General features: G+C 40.3%; 15 protein-coding genes. 6 read left to right on the top strand and 9 right to left on the bottom strand.

Translation table 11 applies throughout. The features are described from left to right. Positions 1-69: 69 nt before the first annotated feature. The 5 genes from prmA to rpsU all read right to left on the bottom strand — a co-directional run bounded on the left by prmA (position 70) and on the right by rpsU (position 5570). On the bottom strand, positions 70-948 hold the full coding sequence (gene prmA / locus AAEU29_RS07405; protein WP_421972716.1) for a 50S ribosomal protein L11 methyltransferase: 879 nt from the start codon (positions 946-948) through the stop codon (positions 70-72). 59 nt (positions 949-1007) lie between these two features. Then, positions 1008-2852, bottom strand: coding sequence for an RNA polymerase sigma factor RpoD (gene rpoD / locus AAEU29_RS07400; RefSeq protein WP_421972806.1), 1845 nt, complete (start codon positions 2850-2852; stop codon positions 1008-1010). A 112-nt stretch (positions 2853-2964) separates the two neighbouring features. Continuing rightward, positions 2965-4710, bottom strand: coding sequence for a DNA primase (gene dnaG, locus AAEU29_RS07395; RefSeq protein WP_421972715.1), 1746 nt, complete (start codon positions 4708-4710; stop codon positions 2965-2967). A 178-nt stretch (positions 4711-4888) separates the two neighbouring features. Next, on the bottom strand, positions 4889-5335 hold the full coding sequence (locus AAEU29_RS07390; RefSeq protein ID WP_372769705.1) for a GatB/YqeY domain-containing protein: 447 nt from the start codon (positions 5333-5335) through the stop codon (positions 4889-4891). A 19-nt stretch (positions 5336-5354) separates the two neighbouring features. Next, complete coding sequence (rpsU, locus tag AAEU29_RS07385) at positions 5355-5570, bottom strand: 30S ribosomal protein S21 (protein ID WP_010362466.1); 216 nt, start codon at positions 5568-5570, stop codon at positions 5355-5357. A gap of 257 nt (positions 5571-5827) precedes the next feature. Here rpsU and tsaD point away from each other — a divergent pair, with 257 nt between their 5' ends. Continuing rightward, the gene (tsaD, locus tag AAEU29_RS07380; RefSeq protein WP_421972714.1) at positions 5828-6856 is read left to right on the top strand and encodes a tRNA (adenosine(37)-N6)-threonylcarbamoyltransferase complex transferase subunit TsaD; all 1029 of its coding nucleotides are present in this window, start codon (positions 5828-5830) and stop codon (positions 6854-6856) included. A 28-nt stretch (positions 6857-6884) separates the two neighbouring features. Here the strand turns inward: tsaD and plsY are convergent, their stop codons facing one another. Beyond that, positions 6885-7475 carry a glycerol-3-phosphate 1-O-acyltransferase PlsY gene (gene plsY / locus AAEU29_RS07375; RefSeq protein WP_274761662.1) on the bottom strand — a complete coding sequence of 197 codons (591 nt, stop codon included), beginning with the start codon at positions 7473-7475 and terminating at the stop codon, positions 6885-6887. 134 nt (positions 7476-7609) lie between these two features. Between plsY and folB the strand changes: the two genes are divergently transcribed. Genes folB through AAEU29_RS07360 form a run of 3 tightly spaced genes read left to right on the top strand, consistent with a single transcriptional unit; the run spans position 7610 to position 9269 of the window. After that, a complete protein-coding gene (gene folB, locus AAEU29_RS07370; protein ID WP_274761663.1) occupies positions 7610-7969 on the top strand; it encodes a dihydroneopterin aldolase in 360 nt (119 codons plus the stop codon). After that, positions 7969-8448 carry a 2-amino-4-hydroxy-6-hydroxymethyldihydropteridine diphosphokinase gene (folK, locus tag AAEU29_RS07365; protein WP_421972713.1) on the top strand — a complete coding sequence of 160 codons (480 nt, stop codon included), beginning with the start codon at positions 7969-7971 and terminating at the stop codon, positions 8446-8448. Before folB ends, folK begins: the two co-directional genes overlap by 1 nt. 5 nt (positions 8449-8453) lie before the next feature. Continuing rightward, the gene (locus tag AAEU29_RS07360) at positions 8454-9269 is read left to right on the top strand and encodes an undecaprenyl-diphosphate phosphatase (protein WP_421972712.1); all 816 of its coding nucleotides are present in this window, start codon (positions 8454-8456) and stop codon (positions 9267-9269) included. Positions 9270-9389: 120 nt separating this feature from the next. Here the strand turns inward: AAEU29_RS07360 and AAEU29_RS07355 are convergent, their stop codons facing one another. Then, positions 9390-10496 carry a tRNA nucleotidyltransferase/poly(A) polymerase-related protein gene (locus AAEU29_RS07355; RefSeq protein WP_421972711.1) on the bottom strand — a complete coding sequence of 369 codons (1107 nt, stop codon included), beginning with the start codon at positions 10494-10496 and terminating at the stop codon, positions 9390-9392. 102 nt (positions 10497-10598) lie between these two features. On the opposite strand from AAEU29_RS07355, the gene AAEU29_RS07350 reads away from it, so the two are divergent. Next, positions 10599-11513 carry an ExeA family protein gene (locus AAEU29_RS07350; RefSeq protein ID WP_421972710.1) on the top strand — a complete coding sequence of 305 codons (915 nt, stop codon included), beginning with the start codon at positions 10599-10601 and terminating at the stop codon, positions 11511-11513. A 12-nt stretch (positions 11514-11525) separates the two neighbouring features. Next, positions 11526-12356, top strand: a complete 831-nt coding sequence (locus tag AAEU29_RS07345; protein ID WP_421972709.1) for a general secretion pathway protein GspB — start codon at positions 11526-11528, stop codon at positions 12354-12356. Between the two features lie 165 nt (positions 12357-12521). Here the strand turns inward: AAEU29_RS07345 and AAEU29_RS07340 are convergent, their stop codons facing one another. Beyond that, positions 12522-13691 carry an HD-GYP domain-containing protein gene (locus AAEU29_RS07340; RefSeq protein WP_421972708.1) on the bottom strand — a complete coding sequence of 390 codons (1170 nt, stop codon included), beginning with the start codon at positions 13689-13691 and terminating at the stop codon, positions 12522-12524. A gap of 6 nt (positions 13692-13697) precedes the next feature. Next, positions 13698-14897 carry a cyclic di-GMP phosphodiesterase gene (locus tag AAEU29_RS07335; protein ID WP_421972707.1) on the bottom strand — a complete coding sequence of 400 codons (1200 nt, stop codon included), beginning with the start codon at positions 14895-14897 and terminating at the stop codon, positions 13698-13700. Positions 14898-14978: the final 81 nt, after the last annotated feature.

Here is a 14978-nt window from a genome sequence, read left to right as displayed (position 1 = left end):
AAAAGTAACAAATCCTTAACTCAATATGCCTTGAGCTAAGGATTTTAAAGGGACTGGGCAAAATGATGGTTAGTTCTTTTGACCTGCTACGCGCATCCATTCACCATCTTGTTGGCTTGTTTCAAGGCTTGCATATTGGCGGTAAATATCTTCTACAGAACCCACTTGTTCTTCGAGAATACCGGATAATGCAAACTGGCCACCTGATTTAAGTAATCCTAAGATAACTTGATGCAACTCTCTGAGTGGTTGTGCAAGAATGTTGGCAACTAATACATCTGCTTCAAATTCAGGTTGATCTTCAGGCAAGTAAACTTCAAGTAAATCGGCAACACCATTTCGCTCGGCGTTATCGCGGCTTGCAGCTAGCGCTTGAGGGTCGATATCGATGCCAATTACGCGTTTTGCACCTAATTTAAGTGCAGCAATACCAAGAATTCCTGAGCCGCAACCAAAATCGACAACTGTTTTACCTGTTAAATCTAAGCTGTCTAACCAGCGTAAACAAAGTGCAGTTGTATTGTGTGTGCCGGTACCAAATGCAAGGCCAGGATCTAGTAATACGTTGACCGCTGATGGATCGGGCACATCGCGCCAGCTCGGGCAAATCCAAAGTCTTTCACCAAACTGAATAGGGTGGAAATTATCCATCCATTCGCGTTCCCAGTCTTTATCTTCCAGTTGTTCTACTTTATAGACAAAGTTTTCTTGTAATACTGGCAGCGTTGCAAGTTGTTCTGTAATTGCTTGCATATCGACACTAGCATCAAATAAGCCGATTACCGTGGTATCTGCCCAAAGAGTAACTTCGCCTAATTTAGGTTCATAAATTGGAGTATCTTTAGCATCAACAAAGGTAACTGAAGGGCAGCCAAGCTCCATTAGTTCATCGCTAATAACTTCAGCTGTTTCTTTTGTGGCATTTATGCGAATTTGGATCCACGCCATAATGTTTTTCCTGTAAGAAAAAAGGCCGCAATGTGCGGCCTTTTAGTTTAACTGTTTACTTAGCCTTTGAAGTCTAAGAAGCTTTTCAGTAAGTCTGAACGTGAAGGGTGGCGAAGCTTGCGAAGTGCTTTCGCTTCGATTTGACGAATACGTTCACGCGTTACATCAAACTGCTTGCCTACTTCTTCTAATGTATGGTCAGTATTCATGTCGATACCGAAACGCATACGAAGTACTTTTGCTTCACGTGCTGTAAGACCTGCAAGTACATCGTGTGTTGCATTCTTGAGGCTTTCCATTGTTGCCGAATCAACCGGCGATTCAATGGTGCTATCCTCAATGAAATCACCTAAGTGCGAATCTTCATCGTCACCGATTGGTGTCTCCATTGAAATTGGCTCTTTTGCAATTTTCAGTACTTTACGGATTTTATCTTCCGGCATTACCATGCGCTCTGCGAGTTCTTCTGGTGAAGGCTCACGACCCATTTCTTGTAACATTTGACGTGAAATACGATTTAGTTTGTTAATCGTTTCAATCATGTGTACTGGAATACGGATAGTACGCGCTTGGTCAGCAATTGAACGAGTAATTGCCTGACGGATCCACCATGTAGCATAAGTTGAGAACTTATAACCACGGCGGTATTCAAACTTATCAACTGCTTTCATAAGACCAATGTTACCTTCTTGGATTAAATCCAAGAACTGTAAACCACGGTTGGTGTACTTTTTCGCAATTGAAATTACAAGACGTAAGTTTGCTTCAACCATTTCTTTTTTCGCACGGCGTGCTTTCGCTTCACCGATTGACATACGACGGTTGATATCTTTAATACGCTCTAAGTTAAGACCTGTGCTTTCTTCCATATGGCGAAGCTTGTTGATACAACGTTCAACTTCAGGTTTAACTTCTGCAAGTTTATTCGAGTAAAGCTCGCCTGCAGCAATTTCTTTGTCTAACCATGCTAAATCTGTTTCATTGTTAGCAAAGTTTTTAACAAATGTTTTCTTAGGCATTTTTGCAATTTGAACTACTTGCTTCATAACGATACGTTCTTGAACACGAATACGGTCCATCATATCGCGCATGTTTTTAACCATGCGATCAAATTGCTTAGGCATTAATTTAAAGGTACGGAAGTGCTCACCGATTTCAGTAATAATCGCTACTGCATCTGGGTGCGAACGACCTTTTTCTTCAAAAATAGTGCGTGCTTTGTTGTAAAGGTCGCGAAGTTTTTCAAAATTTTCGCGCGCTTCTTCTGGATCTGGACCAGTATCGCCTTCGTCTTCGCTATCTTCATCGTCTTCTTCTAGATCTGAATCTTCATCATCTAGTTCTTCTTCTGATAGCTCTGAACCAATGTGCGTTGCAGAGATCATTGAGTCATCTGCATCTGGATCGTAGAAACCGCTGATAATATCGCTTAGGCGAACATCTTCAGCAAGGTAACTATCCCACTGCTCAAGTAAGTGGTTAATTGCTTCTGGGTATTCAGCAACCGATACTTGTACCTGGTTGATACCGTCTTCAATACGCTTAGCGATGTCGATTTCGCCTTCACGTGTAAGTAGTTCAACAGTACCCATTTCACGCATATACATACGTACCGGGTCAGTAGTACGACCGATTTCTTTTTCTACCGTAGCAAGGGCTGCCGCGGCTGCTTCTGCAGCATCTTCATCGGTAGTGGTCTCTTGCATCATAAGCTCATCGGCATCAGGTGCATTTTCTACTACCTGAATACCCATGTCGTTGATCATGCCGATGATGTCTTCAACTTGTTCCGAATCTATGATGTCTTGTGGAAGGTGGTCGTTAACTTCGGCAAATGTAAGGTAACCTTGTTCTTTACCTTTTTGAATGAGGAGTTTTAGCTGTGACTGAGGAGTTTGCTCCATAGAGGTAATCTCTTCCACTTTGATAAGTTGATACAACGGGCGCCTTAAACAACTCGATACAAGACGCAGTGAATAGGCGATTATAACACCAAAGCTTTAATCTGGCTAGCTGTTATCTGCCTTTTAACGCAAGAGTAAGTAGTGAATATTCCTGTTTTTCAGCTTTACTTAACCCTTGCGTTTTCTCTTTTATTAATAGGGATTCAAGGCGCAAATTTAAACACTGATCTTCAATAAAATTAAAGGTGCTTTGAAATTCACTAACTAACGAGTCTTGATTGACTTGGTGCTGCCAAGATGCAAGCTTTGCTAATGGCGCATATTCAGGACTTTCTCTAAACTGTTCAAGTAGTTGTGCTGTCGTGATTTGTTTATTTAAGGCGCTTTGCTGTAATTGAATAAACAGCTTAATTCCTGGTACATCCATTTGCGCAAGCTCGGGTTGAAAAGGGACTTCACTGGCCAGTTCAGGATGTTGTAATAGCAAGCCAATGGCGCGGCGCATTGGCGTTATTTTAAATTTTTTGGCAAGGCCTTGTTGCTGCTTAGGGGTGTTTATTTTCTTTTGTAGCTGGGCACGTGTACGACCAATTAAGCGCGCTAATTTTTCAAGTAAGTTTTCTTGATAAAAATCACTCGGCACTTTTTCAATTAAAGGTAGCGCTTGTTGTAATAATTTTGATTTTCCAGCATCTGTGGTCAAATTAATTTCTTGCGCAAGGCGATCAAATAAGTAAGCCGAAAAATCAGTTGCATTGTCATAGCGCAGTTCAAAAGCTTCTTTACCTTCTTTTTGTACTAGTGAATCAGGATCTTCACCATCGGGTAAAAACACAAATTCTAGTGCTTTGCCATGATTTAAATAAGGCAGCGCGTTTTCAAGCGCGCGCCAAGCGGCATCGCGACCTGCACGGTCACCATCGTAGCAGCAAATTATGCGGTCAGTCGTTCTAAATAAGGTATGAATATGTTCAGGTGTGGTTGCTGTACCAAGCGCCGCGACGGCGTAATTAATGCCTTTTTCGGCAAGTGCAACCACGTCCATATAACCTTCAACTACTAAAATTTGTTCAAGCTTTTTGTTTGCTTGTTTTGCTTCATACAGGCCATAGAGTTCAAAGCCTTTGTGAAAAATGCGCGTTTCAGGTGAGTTTAAATATTTAGGGCCATTGTCGTCACTATTCATTACGCGACCACCAAAGGCGATGACACGGCCACGTTTATCACGAATAGGGAACATCAAGCGGTCGCGGAAGAAATCAAACTGTCGCCCTGCTGATTTTTCACTGGCAAGTTTAAGTTCTAATAACTGCTTTTTGCTGTCATGATTTTTAGCAAATGTATTACAAACCGCATCCCATTCACTCGGTGCGTAACCAATCATAAATTGCTTAGCGGTTTCGCCAGACAGGCCACGACCTTTTAAGTATTCAATAACTTGGGATGAATTAGCATGGTGTTTTAGCTGATGTTGGTAAAATTTAGCAACATGCATCATCAGTTCATAGTCTGAACGCTTTTGCTCGGTGCTGACCTGAGGGCCTTGATTTGAAGCGTTTTCTCTTGGCACATCAAGGTTAAGCATTGCGGCGAGTTCTTCAATAGCATCAACAAACTCGAGCTTTTCGTATTCCATCATAAATGAAATGGCGTTGCCATGCACACCACATCCAAAACAGTGATAAAACTGCTTATCTTGCGATACCGTAAAAGATGGTGATTTTTCGTTATGGAATGGACAACATGCCTGATAATCCTTGCCTGCTTTTTTTAAGCCTACTTTACCGTCGATAAGATCAACAATATCGGTTCTGGCTAATAGATCATCTATAAAGCTGCGTGGGATTTTTCCGGCCATGGTCAGTTTTTAATTGTTTCTAGTGGTGTGGGGTAGTGATGTAGCATACCCAAAAAAGCATGCTTAAGCTAGACGTTATCATAGTCTAGAAATGAAGAAACCGAGCAAAAGCTCGGTTTCTAAAGCTGTTAAGGCCAGCAGTTATTGACTTGAGAAAGTCAGCCTTTAAAACTCTGGATTAAGCGCTTAGTTTTTGCTTAATTAAACCTGAAAGTTTGCCCATATCTGCGCGACCTTCAGCTTTAGCTTTAAGCAAGCCCATTACTTTACCCATATCTTGCATACCTGACGCACCACTTGCAGCGATAGATTCGTCAATTAAAGTAAGAATTTCTTCTTCAGTAAGCGGTTTTGGTAAAAACGCTTCAAGTACTTTAATTTCGTTCGCTTCAACTTCAGCTAAGTCCTCACGGCCAGCATCACGATACTGAGTTTCAGAATCTTTACGCTGTTTTACAAGTTTAACGAGTACTGAAGTAATTTCAGCATCGCCTAAAGTAACTTGTTCGTCGATTTCTTTTTGCTTAACAGCTGCCAAAACCATGCGAATTGCTCCAAGACGTAATTTGTCTTTAGCGCGCATTGCATCTTTTTGTGCATCTTTAAGTTGTGCTAAAAGGCTCATCAACAAGACCTAATCTAGATTAGTAAAGTTTTACGCGACGAGCGTTTTCGCGAGAAAGCTTCTTCATGTGACGCTTTACCGCAGCTGCTTTTTTGCGCTTGCGCTCAGCTGTTGGCTTTTCATAGTGCTCGCGACGACGAACTTCTGAAAGGATACCTGCTTTTTCACATGAACGCTTGAAACGGCGAAGAGCTACGTCAAACGGCTCGTTTTCTCTAACTTTAATAACTGGCATTAAAAAATCACCTACTTAGTAATATGTTTCTACTTAAATGAGTTTTATTAGCTAAACATTTAGCTAGTGCCACTCATCTCGGTTAAGATTTAACCGACTAGTTCAAAAATGGTGCGGCATTGTAATCTGAAGCACCACGCAATGTAAAGAATAATTATACCAAAGATGGTAAAAAGCTGACAAAAAATCTGAAAGCTTGTAAAATCGCTGCCTTAGCTTAATTCAACGAGCTTTAATTATTATTTTAGGAGAGAAACTTGCGTATTTTGGGTATTGAATCGTCTTGTGATGAGACGGGTATCGCGATTTATGATGATGAACAAGGCTTATTAGCTCATCAGTTATATTCTCAAGTGAAAGTTCATGCTGATTACGGTGGTGTTGTGCCAGAGCTTGCTTCACGTGACCATGTACGTAAAACAATTCCTTTAATTGAAGCCGCATTTAAGCAGGCAGGCTGTGGTCCAGAAGATCTGGATGGCGTTGCTTACACCGCAGGCCCAGGTTTAGTAGGTGCGTTATTAGTGGGTTCGTCAATTGGTCGTTCGCTTGCTTATGGTTGGAATGTGCCGGCTGTCGCAGTACATCATATGGAAGGGCATTTATTAGCGCCTATGCTTGATGAAGAGGTGCCTGAATTTCCATTTATAGCGCTACTTGTATCGGGTGGTCACAGTATGATTGTTAAGGTAGAAGGTATTGGGCAATACACTATCTTAGGTGAATCAATTGATGATGCAGCAGGTGAAGCGTTTGATAAAACGGCTAAATTATTAGGCCTTGATTACCCTGGGGGGCCTCTACTTGCCAAGCTTGCAGAAAAAGGTGAACCAGAAGTTTATCGTTTTCCGCGCCCAATGACCGACAGACCCGGCCTTGATATGAGCTTTAGTGGTTTAAAGACATTTGCAGCTAACACCATTAACAGTGAAAAAGATGAAAATGGCGAAATATCTGAACAGGTGAAAGCAAATATCGCTCATGCGTTTCAAACAGCGGTAATTGATACGTTAGTTATCAAATGTAAGCGCGCGCTAAAAGAGTATGGCATTAAGCGTTTGGTTATTGCAGGTGGTGTAAGTGCAAATGTGTATTTACGTGAGACCTTAGAAAAAGTGATGACGGGCATGCAAGGGCGTGTTTATTACCCACGCACAGAGTTTTGTACCGATAACGGCGCGATGATCGCCTATGCGGGAATGCAGCGCTTGAAAGCAAAACAATACGCACCACTTGATATGCGAGCCAAACCGCGTTGGTCACTTGATGAGTTAGAAGCGATTTAACTGATTAGTTAAAATAGAAAAGCCGAAATTATTCGGCTTTTTTTTGTGTTACTTTTGGCTCTTTACCTTGTAATAAACGAATAATATTTGCGCGATGGCGAAATACAATAAGTGCCGCAAGCATAGTTACGGGCAACACATATAAAGGTTTTATAAACCAAGTAAATAATGGTGCAAGGCTGACCGTAATAATGGCTGCCAGTGAAGAGTAGCCCGTTAACCAGATTAACCCAACCCAAGTAACGATTAATAAACCTGCTAGCGTAAAACCAAGTGGTAATAAACTACCAAAGGCAGTTGCTACAGCTTTTCCACCTTTAAAACCAAAAAATATTGGGTAGATGTGGCCAAGACAGGCTGCGATTGCAATAAAACCAAGATAAAGTGGTTCAATTTTCAAGAAATAAGCGCCGTAAACCGGAATGGTGCCTTTCAATACGTCAAACACTAACACTAAGCTGGCAGGCAGTTTACCGCCAATACGATAAACATTAGTTGCACCAGGGTTATTTGAACCCGTTGTTCTGGGATCAGGTAAGCGAAACAGCTTACAAATGAGCACTGCTGAAGAAATGGAGCCAAACAGATAGGCAAAGACAATCATTAAGCTTGCTAACACAGTGTTCCTTATTTTTTCTTTAGCAAATATAGGCTATTATCTGCCGCTAATTCTTTTCAGCGGATTTACCCATAAGAGTACCTATTTTTTTCTCTAATTGGTATCCGACCACAGTATAATTGGGGTGAATACGGGTGCAAGACAAGGTTTTTATTAGTCAATTACAGGTTAATACCATTATTGGCGTGTTTGATTTTGAAAAACAAGCAAAGCAACCGCTGTTTTTTGACGTGGAAATGCTGACAGATTTTGCCAAGGCCGCACAAAGCGATAATGTTGATGATGTGGTTGATTACGCTAAAGTCTCAGCACGTATAATCGCTCATTGTGGTTCAACTCAAGTTGAATTGTTAGAAACACTTGCAGAACAACTAACGTCAATTATCTTAACAGAATTTGCTGTATCGCAAGTAACATTGCGTATTTCTAAGCCCCAAGCGGTGCTTGAAGCACAGACAGTGGGCATTGAAATCACACGTAAAAAGCAAAGCTAATGGCACAGATATTTATAAGTATTGGCTCTAATATCAACAAAGAGCGTTATATAAAAGCAGCATTAGCAATATTGCCAACACATTTCGAAAATGTGACTTACTCAAGTATTTTTGAAAGTGAATCTGTCGGGTTTGAAGGTAATAACTTTTATAATCTCGTAGCCGCTGCAACAACTGACTTAACCTTGGAAGAAGTGTGTGCGTTACTCAAGCAAATTGAGCGAGAGCATGGAAGAACGCCTGCTGATAAAAAGTTTAGCCCGCGCACACTAGACCTCGATTTACTGTTTTTTGACGACGTGATTTGCGACACCCCTGCGCAATTGCCACGTGATGAAATCACCAAAAATGCCTTTGTACTTTGGCCGTTAGCCGAAGTTGCAGGAGAGTTTTCTCACCCAGTTGAAAACAAAAGTGTTGCTCAACTATGGCAAGAATACGATAAAACCAAACAAAAATTATGGAAAGTGGAGATATAAACTAGATGGGACTGATTGAAATTATCGTACTGGCTTTAATTCAGGGATTTACAGAGTTTTTGCCTATATCGAGTTCGGGTCACCTTATTTTACCTAGCCAGTTATTAGGTTGGGAAGATCAGGGGCAAGCGTTTGATATTGCAGTGCATGTGGGCACCTTATTTGCGGTGCTTATTTATTTTCGAAAAGATGTGGTAGAAATTTTAACAGCGTGGTTTAAATCTTGTGCTGGTAAAGGTCATACTGCAGAAAGTAAATTGGGCTGGTACATTATTTTGGCGACTATTCCAGCTGGGTTAGTTGCAGGTCTTGCAAAAGATTTCATAGAAGCTAACACGCGTGGCGCAGCGGTGATAGCCACTACCACCATTGTATTTGGTTTAGCGCTTTGGTATGCCGATATCAAAGCGAAAGAAAACAAGAATATTTTCGATATTAAATGGAAAGCTGCGCTATTAATGGGCCTTGCTCAGGCGGTTGCGTTAATTCCGGGCACATCACGTTCGGGCATAACCATTACAGCCGGTTTATTATTAGGGCTTGATAAAAAAAGCGCAGCGCGTTTTTCATTTTTAATGTCTATTCCGGTAATCGGTGGGTTAGGTTTAGTGATGATCATTAAACTTATTTTGGATAACACAGCGGTTGATTGGCATGCTTTGATACTAGGTACAGTGCTTTCGTTTGCCTCTGCCTATACTTGTATCTTTTTATTTTTAAAGTTTATTGAGCGTATGGGCATGTTACCGTTTGTTATTTACCGACTAATTCTAGGTGTTGGTTTATTTGCCCTTATTGGACTCGGTTATATTAGCGCTTAATCGTGCATTGTGAGATTTGAAATGAAAAGGCTAAGCGAGATGCTTAGCCTTTTTTGTGCATTATTTATATATAAACAACGTCAATAGTCATTTCACATTTAAAGCAAATAGCGCTAATAGCTAATTACTAAAAACGTCATTGATCGCTTTTTCGCGTTCAATATCTAATTGCTGTTTGATTTCAGCCCCTTTATAGCCTTGTTGAATAATTGCTTGCACATTAATTGCTGAAGCGTGTTTTGCCGCAAGTTCAATTTCGTTTGCAAGTGATGACTGCGAGTCGCCTAATAGCTTAAATGTTGCTAAAAATAAGGCCAGTCGCTCAGGGCGTCGCCACACATCTGCTGTGTTTAACAGATCTAATACTTGCTGTGTGCATGGGGCGCTTTTCGAAAATATAGGCGCAAAGCGGTTAAATAAATAAAGTGCATCACTATAAGTATTAGGGATCCGTAAATGCGCTGAAAGTGAATTAATTTGTTCAGGCAAAATATCTTTTAGCCACAAGCAAAAACGCACGATTTTTTGCTGTTCACCCGACGTTTTAGATAATAACTCTGCGAGTTTACAACTGTATTCTTGCGACCAAAAATCTATTAGTGCAGGCAGGATTATTGGTAATGCGTTAATCTCAGCAAGTACATCGGTAAATACATTAATCGCACCATCTTCTAAGGATTTTTCAATTTCCAGCCAAATACGTTCTTTGGTTAATGTATTAATCTCACCTCTAGCTACCATTTGTTGCATTAATTGTTGGGTTTCAGGCGCGATAGTAAAGCCTAAATAATGATAACGTGCGGCAAAGCGTGCAACACGTAAAATACGCAATGGGTCTTCACAAAAAGCATCACTAACATGGCGCAGAAGCTTGTTTGCTAAATCTGTTTGGCCATTAAAAGGGTCAATAATATTGCCGTTTTCATCTTCAGCCATCGCGTTAACAGTTAAGTCGCGGCGCACTAAGTCTTCTTCAAGGGTTACCTCTGGCGTAAAGTCGCAAATAAAGCCTGTGTAGCCTTGACCTGATTTACGTTCGGTGCGAGCAAGGGCATATTCATCTTTTGTTTTTGGATGTAAAAAAACAGGAAAGTCATTGCCCACTTGTTGGTAACCAAGTGAAATTAGCTCAGCTGGTGTGCTGCCAACCACAACATAATCACATTCTTTGATGGGGCGCTTAAGAAGTTTATCGCGAACAGCGCCACCGACTAAATATACTTTCATCGGACTAAATCGAAACGAATAATGTGTAAAGATTATCATAATTTGGAATTCGGTGGTGAATTGGTATGATAGGCTCAGTTTTTATTCAGTTAATGTAAGCACGTGTATTTAGACTATTTTGGTTTAACGGATCAGCCATTTTCCATAGCCCCCAATCCAGATTACTTATTCCTTAGTGAGCGCCATAAAGAAGCACTTGCACATCTAACCTATGGTTTAGGGGATGCTGGCGGCTTTGTATTATTAACTGGTGAAGTTGGCACAGGTAAAACAACGGTCACACGTTGTATGCTGGAAAATGTAGGTGATGATACGCAAGTGGCATTTGTGCTTAATCCATCGTTATCTGAGCTTGAGTTATTGGCCAGTATTTGTGATGAGTTGCGTATTCGCTATAAAAAATCAGAAGCCACACTTAAAAATTTAACCGATAAAATTAAAAATCGTTTACTTAAAAACCACAGTCAAAATAAACGCACCATGTTGGTGATCGATGAAGCACAGCATTTAAGTGGTGCGGTGCTTGAACAGTTACGCCTATTAACTAACTTAGAAACCAATCAACGCAAGTTACTGCAAATTATTTTAGTTGGGCAGCCTGAATTACAAACATTATTAAAACGTAACGATTTAAGGCAATTAGCACAAAGGATTACAGCGCGTTACCATTTAATGCCGCTTAACGAAGCTGAGGTGTTTGCATACATTAAACATCGATTGCATGTTGCAGGTTGTGACAAAATGCTATTTGAAAACGCTGCAATCAAACGAATTCACCAACTTACTGGTGGTATCCCTCGGCTTATCAATTTACTATGTGAGCGTTCTTTAATGGGGGCATTTGCAAATAGTCGTCATTTGGTTAATAAAGCCATGATTGCAACAGCTGCAACCGAAATTTTACCGTTAGAAGCTAATGCTGCAGCATCACATAATGCCAATTACGTAGTATGGATGTATGCTTGCTTTGCTATTGTTGCCTTATTAGTTGGCATTGGTTTGTCATTTATTTTTTAAATAGAAGTGTGTATGTCTTATATTCTCGATGCGTTAAAACAGAATGAATCAAGTAGCAAAGGAACAATGCCGATGCAAGGTGATTATCAGCAAGAATATGTGTTAAGTCAGAAGTTACGCTTCTACCGAAATTTAGCGTTGTTTTTAGGATTTTTACTAACCTTAACGTTAGGATTTTTTCTTGGCAAAGGCCTACAAACTGAAAAAGTTGAAAAAATCGTTCAAACACAATTTGAACCGGATAAAACCATCGAAAATAAGCCAACAGTAGAATCTGTTAATCAGTTACCAATAGCAAATCAACCACAAATACAATATCAGCTCGTGCCAGTGCCTGTGTATTCACAGCCTTTACCACTTCAGGCTCAACAGGCAGCTCAAACTCAACAGACAACGCCAGCAAATAGCCAAACACAGCCAGAAGAACAACAGAATAACGACAATCAAGAAATTGATTTATCTGAATATAAAGTTGTTGGATATCAGAATAAACAAAGGGAAGAAACCTATGCATTAATAGATGCATTTAGCGAGGCATTTGAGCAAGTGCAAAACGAGCCGTTAGAGCAAGAGGTGATCACTTCGTCAACAACCTCTGCAAGAGTGCCACCCATTGAAAACTTACCTGAAGCATTTCGTGTACGCATTCCTGAAATGCGGTACCAAGCGCATGTATTTGCCTCAGAACCAAGCCGTAGCTGGATTAAAATCAACGACCGAGAACTAAAAGTAGGCGACAATATCAATGGTGTTTACATCATTGAAATTGCCGCAGAGCAAACATTAATGCAGTTTGAAGGCGTTGAATTTAGTTTAGGCTCAATGGAAGATTGGCAGTTCTAATACCAATTTTATTAATCATTTTATCATTCTAGCGAGTTAAATGACCCATAAACTGCGTTTTAAAATTCTAAAGTAGAACAACTACATGTCGAATTTTAAGCCTTGTTTATGAGCCATTTTTCTGTCGCAATAAATGACCCGCTAATTAATGCAATTGGAATAATTTTAGATACCGTCTTCGGTAACTAAGTCCGAAATATTTAAGTCGTACCGCTGTGCTTTGGCGGTACCTTCAATGCTATCGTCTGATTCAGCTAAATTAATAATGCGCACCGCCACATGATGATTAAACTCGCCATTGTAGAACACCTTTACTCGTGGTTTGGTGAGTTGTGTTTGGTTCTCAATCACTAAAGCGATTCTACCAGAGGCTAATTTTACTAAGGTGCCCGCAGGGTATAGACCGACTGTTTGAATAAACTGTTGTAGTAAATCGGGGTCGAAATGGGCAGGCGAACGATCCATAAGCTCTCGAAAGGCCGCTGTACTGCCGAGCGATTTAGTATGATCAAAACCAAATACCAAACTATCAAACGTAATCGCAATACTTAAAATCCGTTGTGCGGAATTTAGCTTATCTATGTCTAATTGATGAGGATAGCCTGTACCATCAAGTAATTCATTTTGCTCTGCAAGCAGGCGCAATACCTGTGGACTAGGTTGCCCACTAAGTGAGAGTAGTTTGAGCAGCTGGGCAATATGCTGCTGTTTTTGACGCTGTTCAATAACCGCTAATTTTTCATTTGGTAAACGAAGCTTGTTTGGCAGCAACTGGTAACCAAGGCGCGACAGTAATCCTGCAAGTACTAAGCTTTGATTAACGTGGGGCTGATAGTTATGGCTTTGACAAAACTGTGCCAAGCTCACAGCAATACGAATCAAATGGCTCGCCAGCAAGTTATTGGACATCTTGCAGCGCACTGCTAAACCTAAAACATCTTTATGTTGTTTGGTAAGCGCTAATGCATCAATTGCGAGCTTTTCTAAACTAAATAAATCGATAGGCAAGTGCGCTTTGGCACGAGCAAGAGTGTCTTCCATTAGGCTAAGTGCTTTGTCTTGCCAGTGGAGTGCAGCTTCAATTTGGCTTTCAATTTTTATTTTTTTTATTGCCGTCGTTGTTTCTACTTCTTCACTTTTATTTGACCGTGCAGTATCGACTAAAACCTCAATAACGCCTTTTTTCTTAAGCGCTTGTAATGCAAAGTAATTACGCACAATACCTGTTTGTACTATCTTTACATCACCAAGCTGCTTTGTTACTTCTTCCACAAAATCACCTACTTCCAACTTGGTAATAGGAATGCGGATTTTACCGTTTTTATCAGGAGTCATTTCTTCTTAATCAAAAAAGGCATTGCGGAAAAACTTAATTAAATCAATGCCAAAATCTTCAGGTTTGATTGATGATTCCAGCTCATCGTCAGTGCGATTGCTGGCTAAGTCTAAGTCCTGTATTTCAGTGTAGTGTTGATGTTTTGCACTGTAGAAAACTTTTACCATTGGTTTAAGTGGTTGCTCAAAATTACTTTGTGACACAATGCCTAGCTTTTGACTTTTGAGTTTGACTAACGTACCTACAGGGTGAATACCAATACACTGAATAAATCTTGCAACTAATTCACTATCAAAACAGTTAGGGCAACCTGCACGCAAAATTTTGAAGGCTTGAATAGGGTTCATATCATCTTTATAAACACGCTTAGCTGTAAGCGCGTCATATACATCGACAATTGATATCATGCGCACATATTGGTTGATTTCGTCATCTTTAAGGCCAAATGGATAGCCTTTTCCATCTAAACGTTCATGGTGAAATCCTGCCACTTGAATGGCAATGTCGCTTAAGCCTGAATTTTCTAAAATCTCTTTACTGTAAAGCGCATGTCGTTTGATCTCATCAAATTCGTCATCGGTTAACTTTCCGGGCTTATTGAGGATTTCATCTGGGACTTTAATTTTACCAATATCATGCAATAACGCACCGGTGGCAAGCTCATGAATAATGTCTCGGTCAAATCCCATATGCTTTGCAAAAATACTCATAAGTACCGAAACATTGATTGAATGCTCAAGTAAATAAGCGTCTTTTTCTCGAATGCGCGTCATGCAGGCAAGGGCATCTTGATTGCGGAACACCGAGTCAATAAAGCCGTTAGCAACTTGTTTAAAAGGCTCAACATCAATCTTGCGGCCAGCGCGGATATCATCAAATGCTTTTGATTGAAGCTGTTTTGCTTCGCTGTAAAGTTTTTTAGCTTTGTTAGCTTCGCTTGAAAAGCTAGCGGTAGTTTTTGTCGGATCAAACTTTGCAGTTGGCACTGGTTTTGTTTCTGTAGTCGCTTTTTTTTCTGCGGCTAAGTCGATAAATTTATCAGGATCGACAGAGACCTCTAAAATGCCAGATTGCACAAGTTTGTCGATTGCGGCTTGTGTCCTTACCCAGCCTTCGGTCTTTACTTTGACACTACCTTGTTGCTTTACAACACCTTGCACAAACATGCCTGGTACAAGTTCGGATACTAAAATGGTTTTTAACATTGGCAGCACATTAATTATTTTTTCATTATCTTTAAAACTAGCAAATAAAGTGATGAAAATTAAGTTGAATATAAAAGAAAA

It is taken from the genome of Pseudoalteromonas aquimarina (assembly GCF_049257255.1).
Lineage (GTDB): Bacteria > Pseudomonadota > Gammaproteobacteria > Enterobacterales > Alteromonadaceae > Pseudoalteromonas.
The sequence above is the reverse complement of the archived record's forward strand: the minus strand, read 5'-3'. Positions and strand labels throughout refer to the sequence as shown.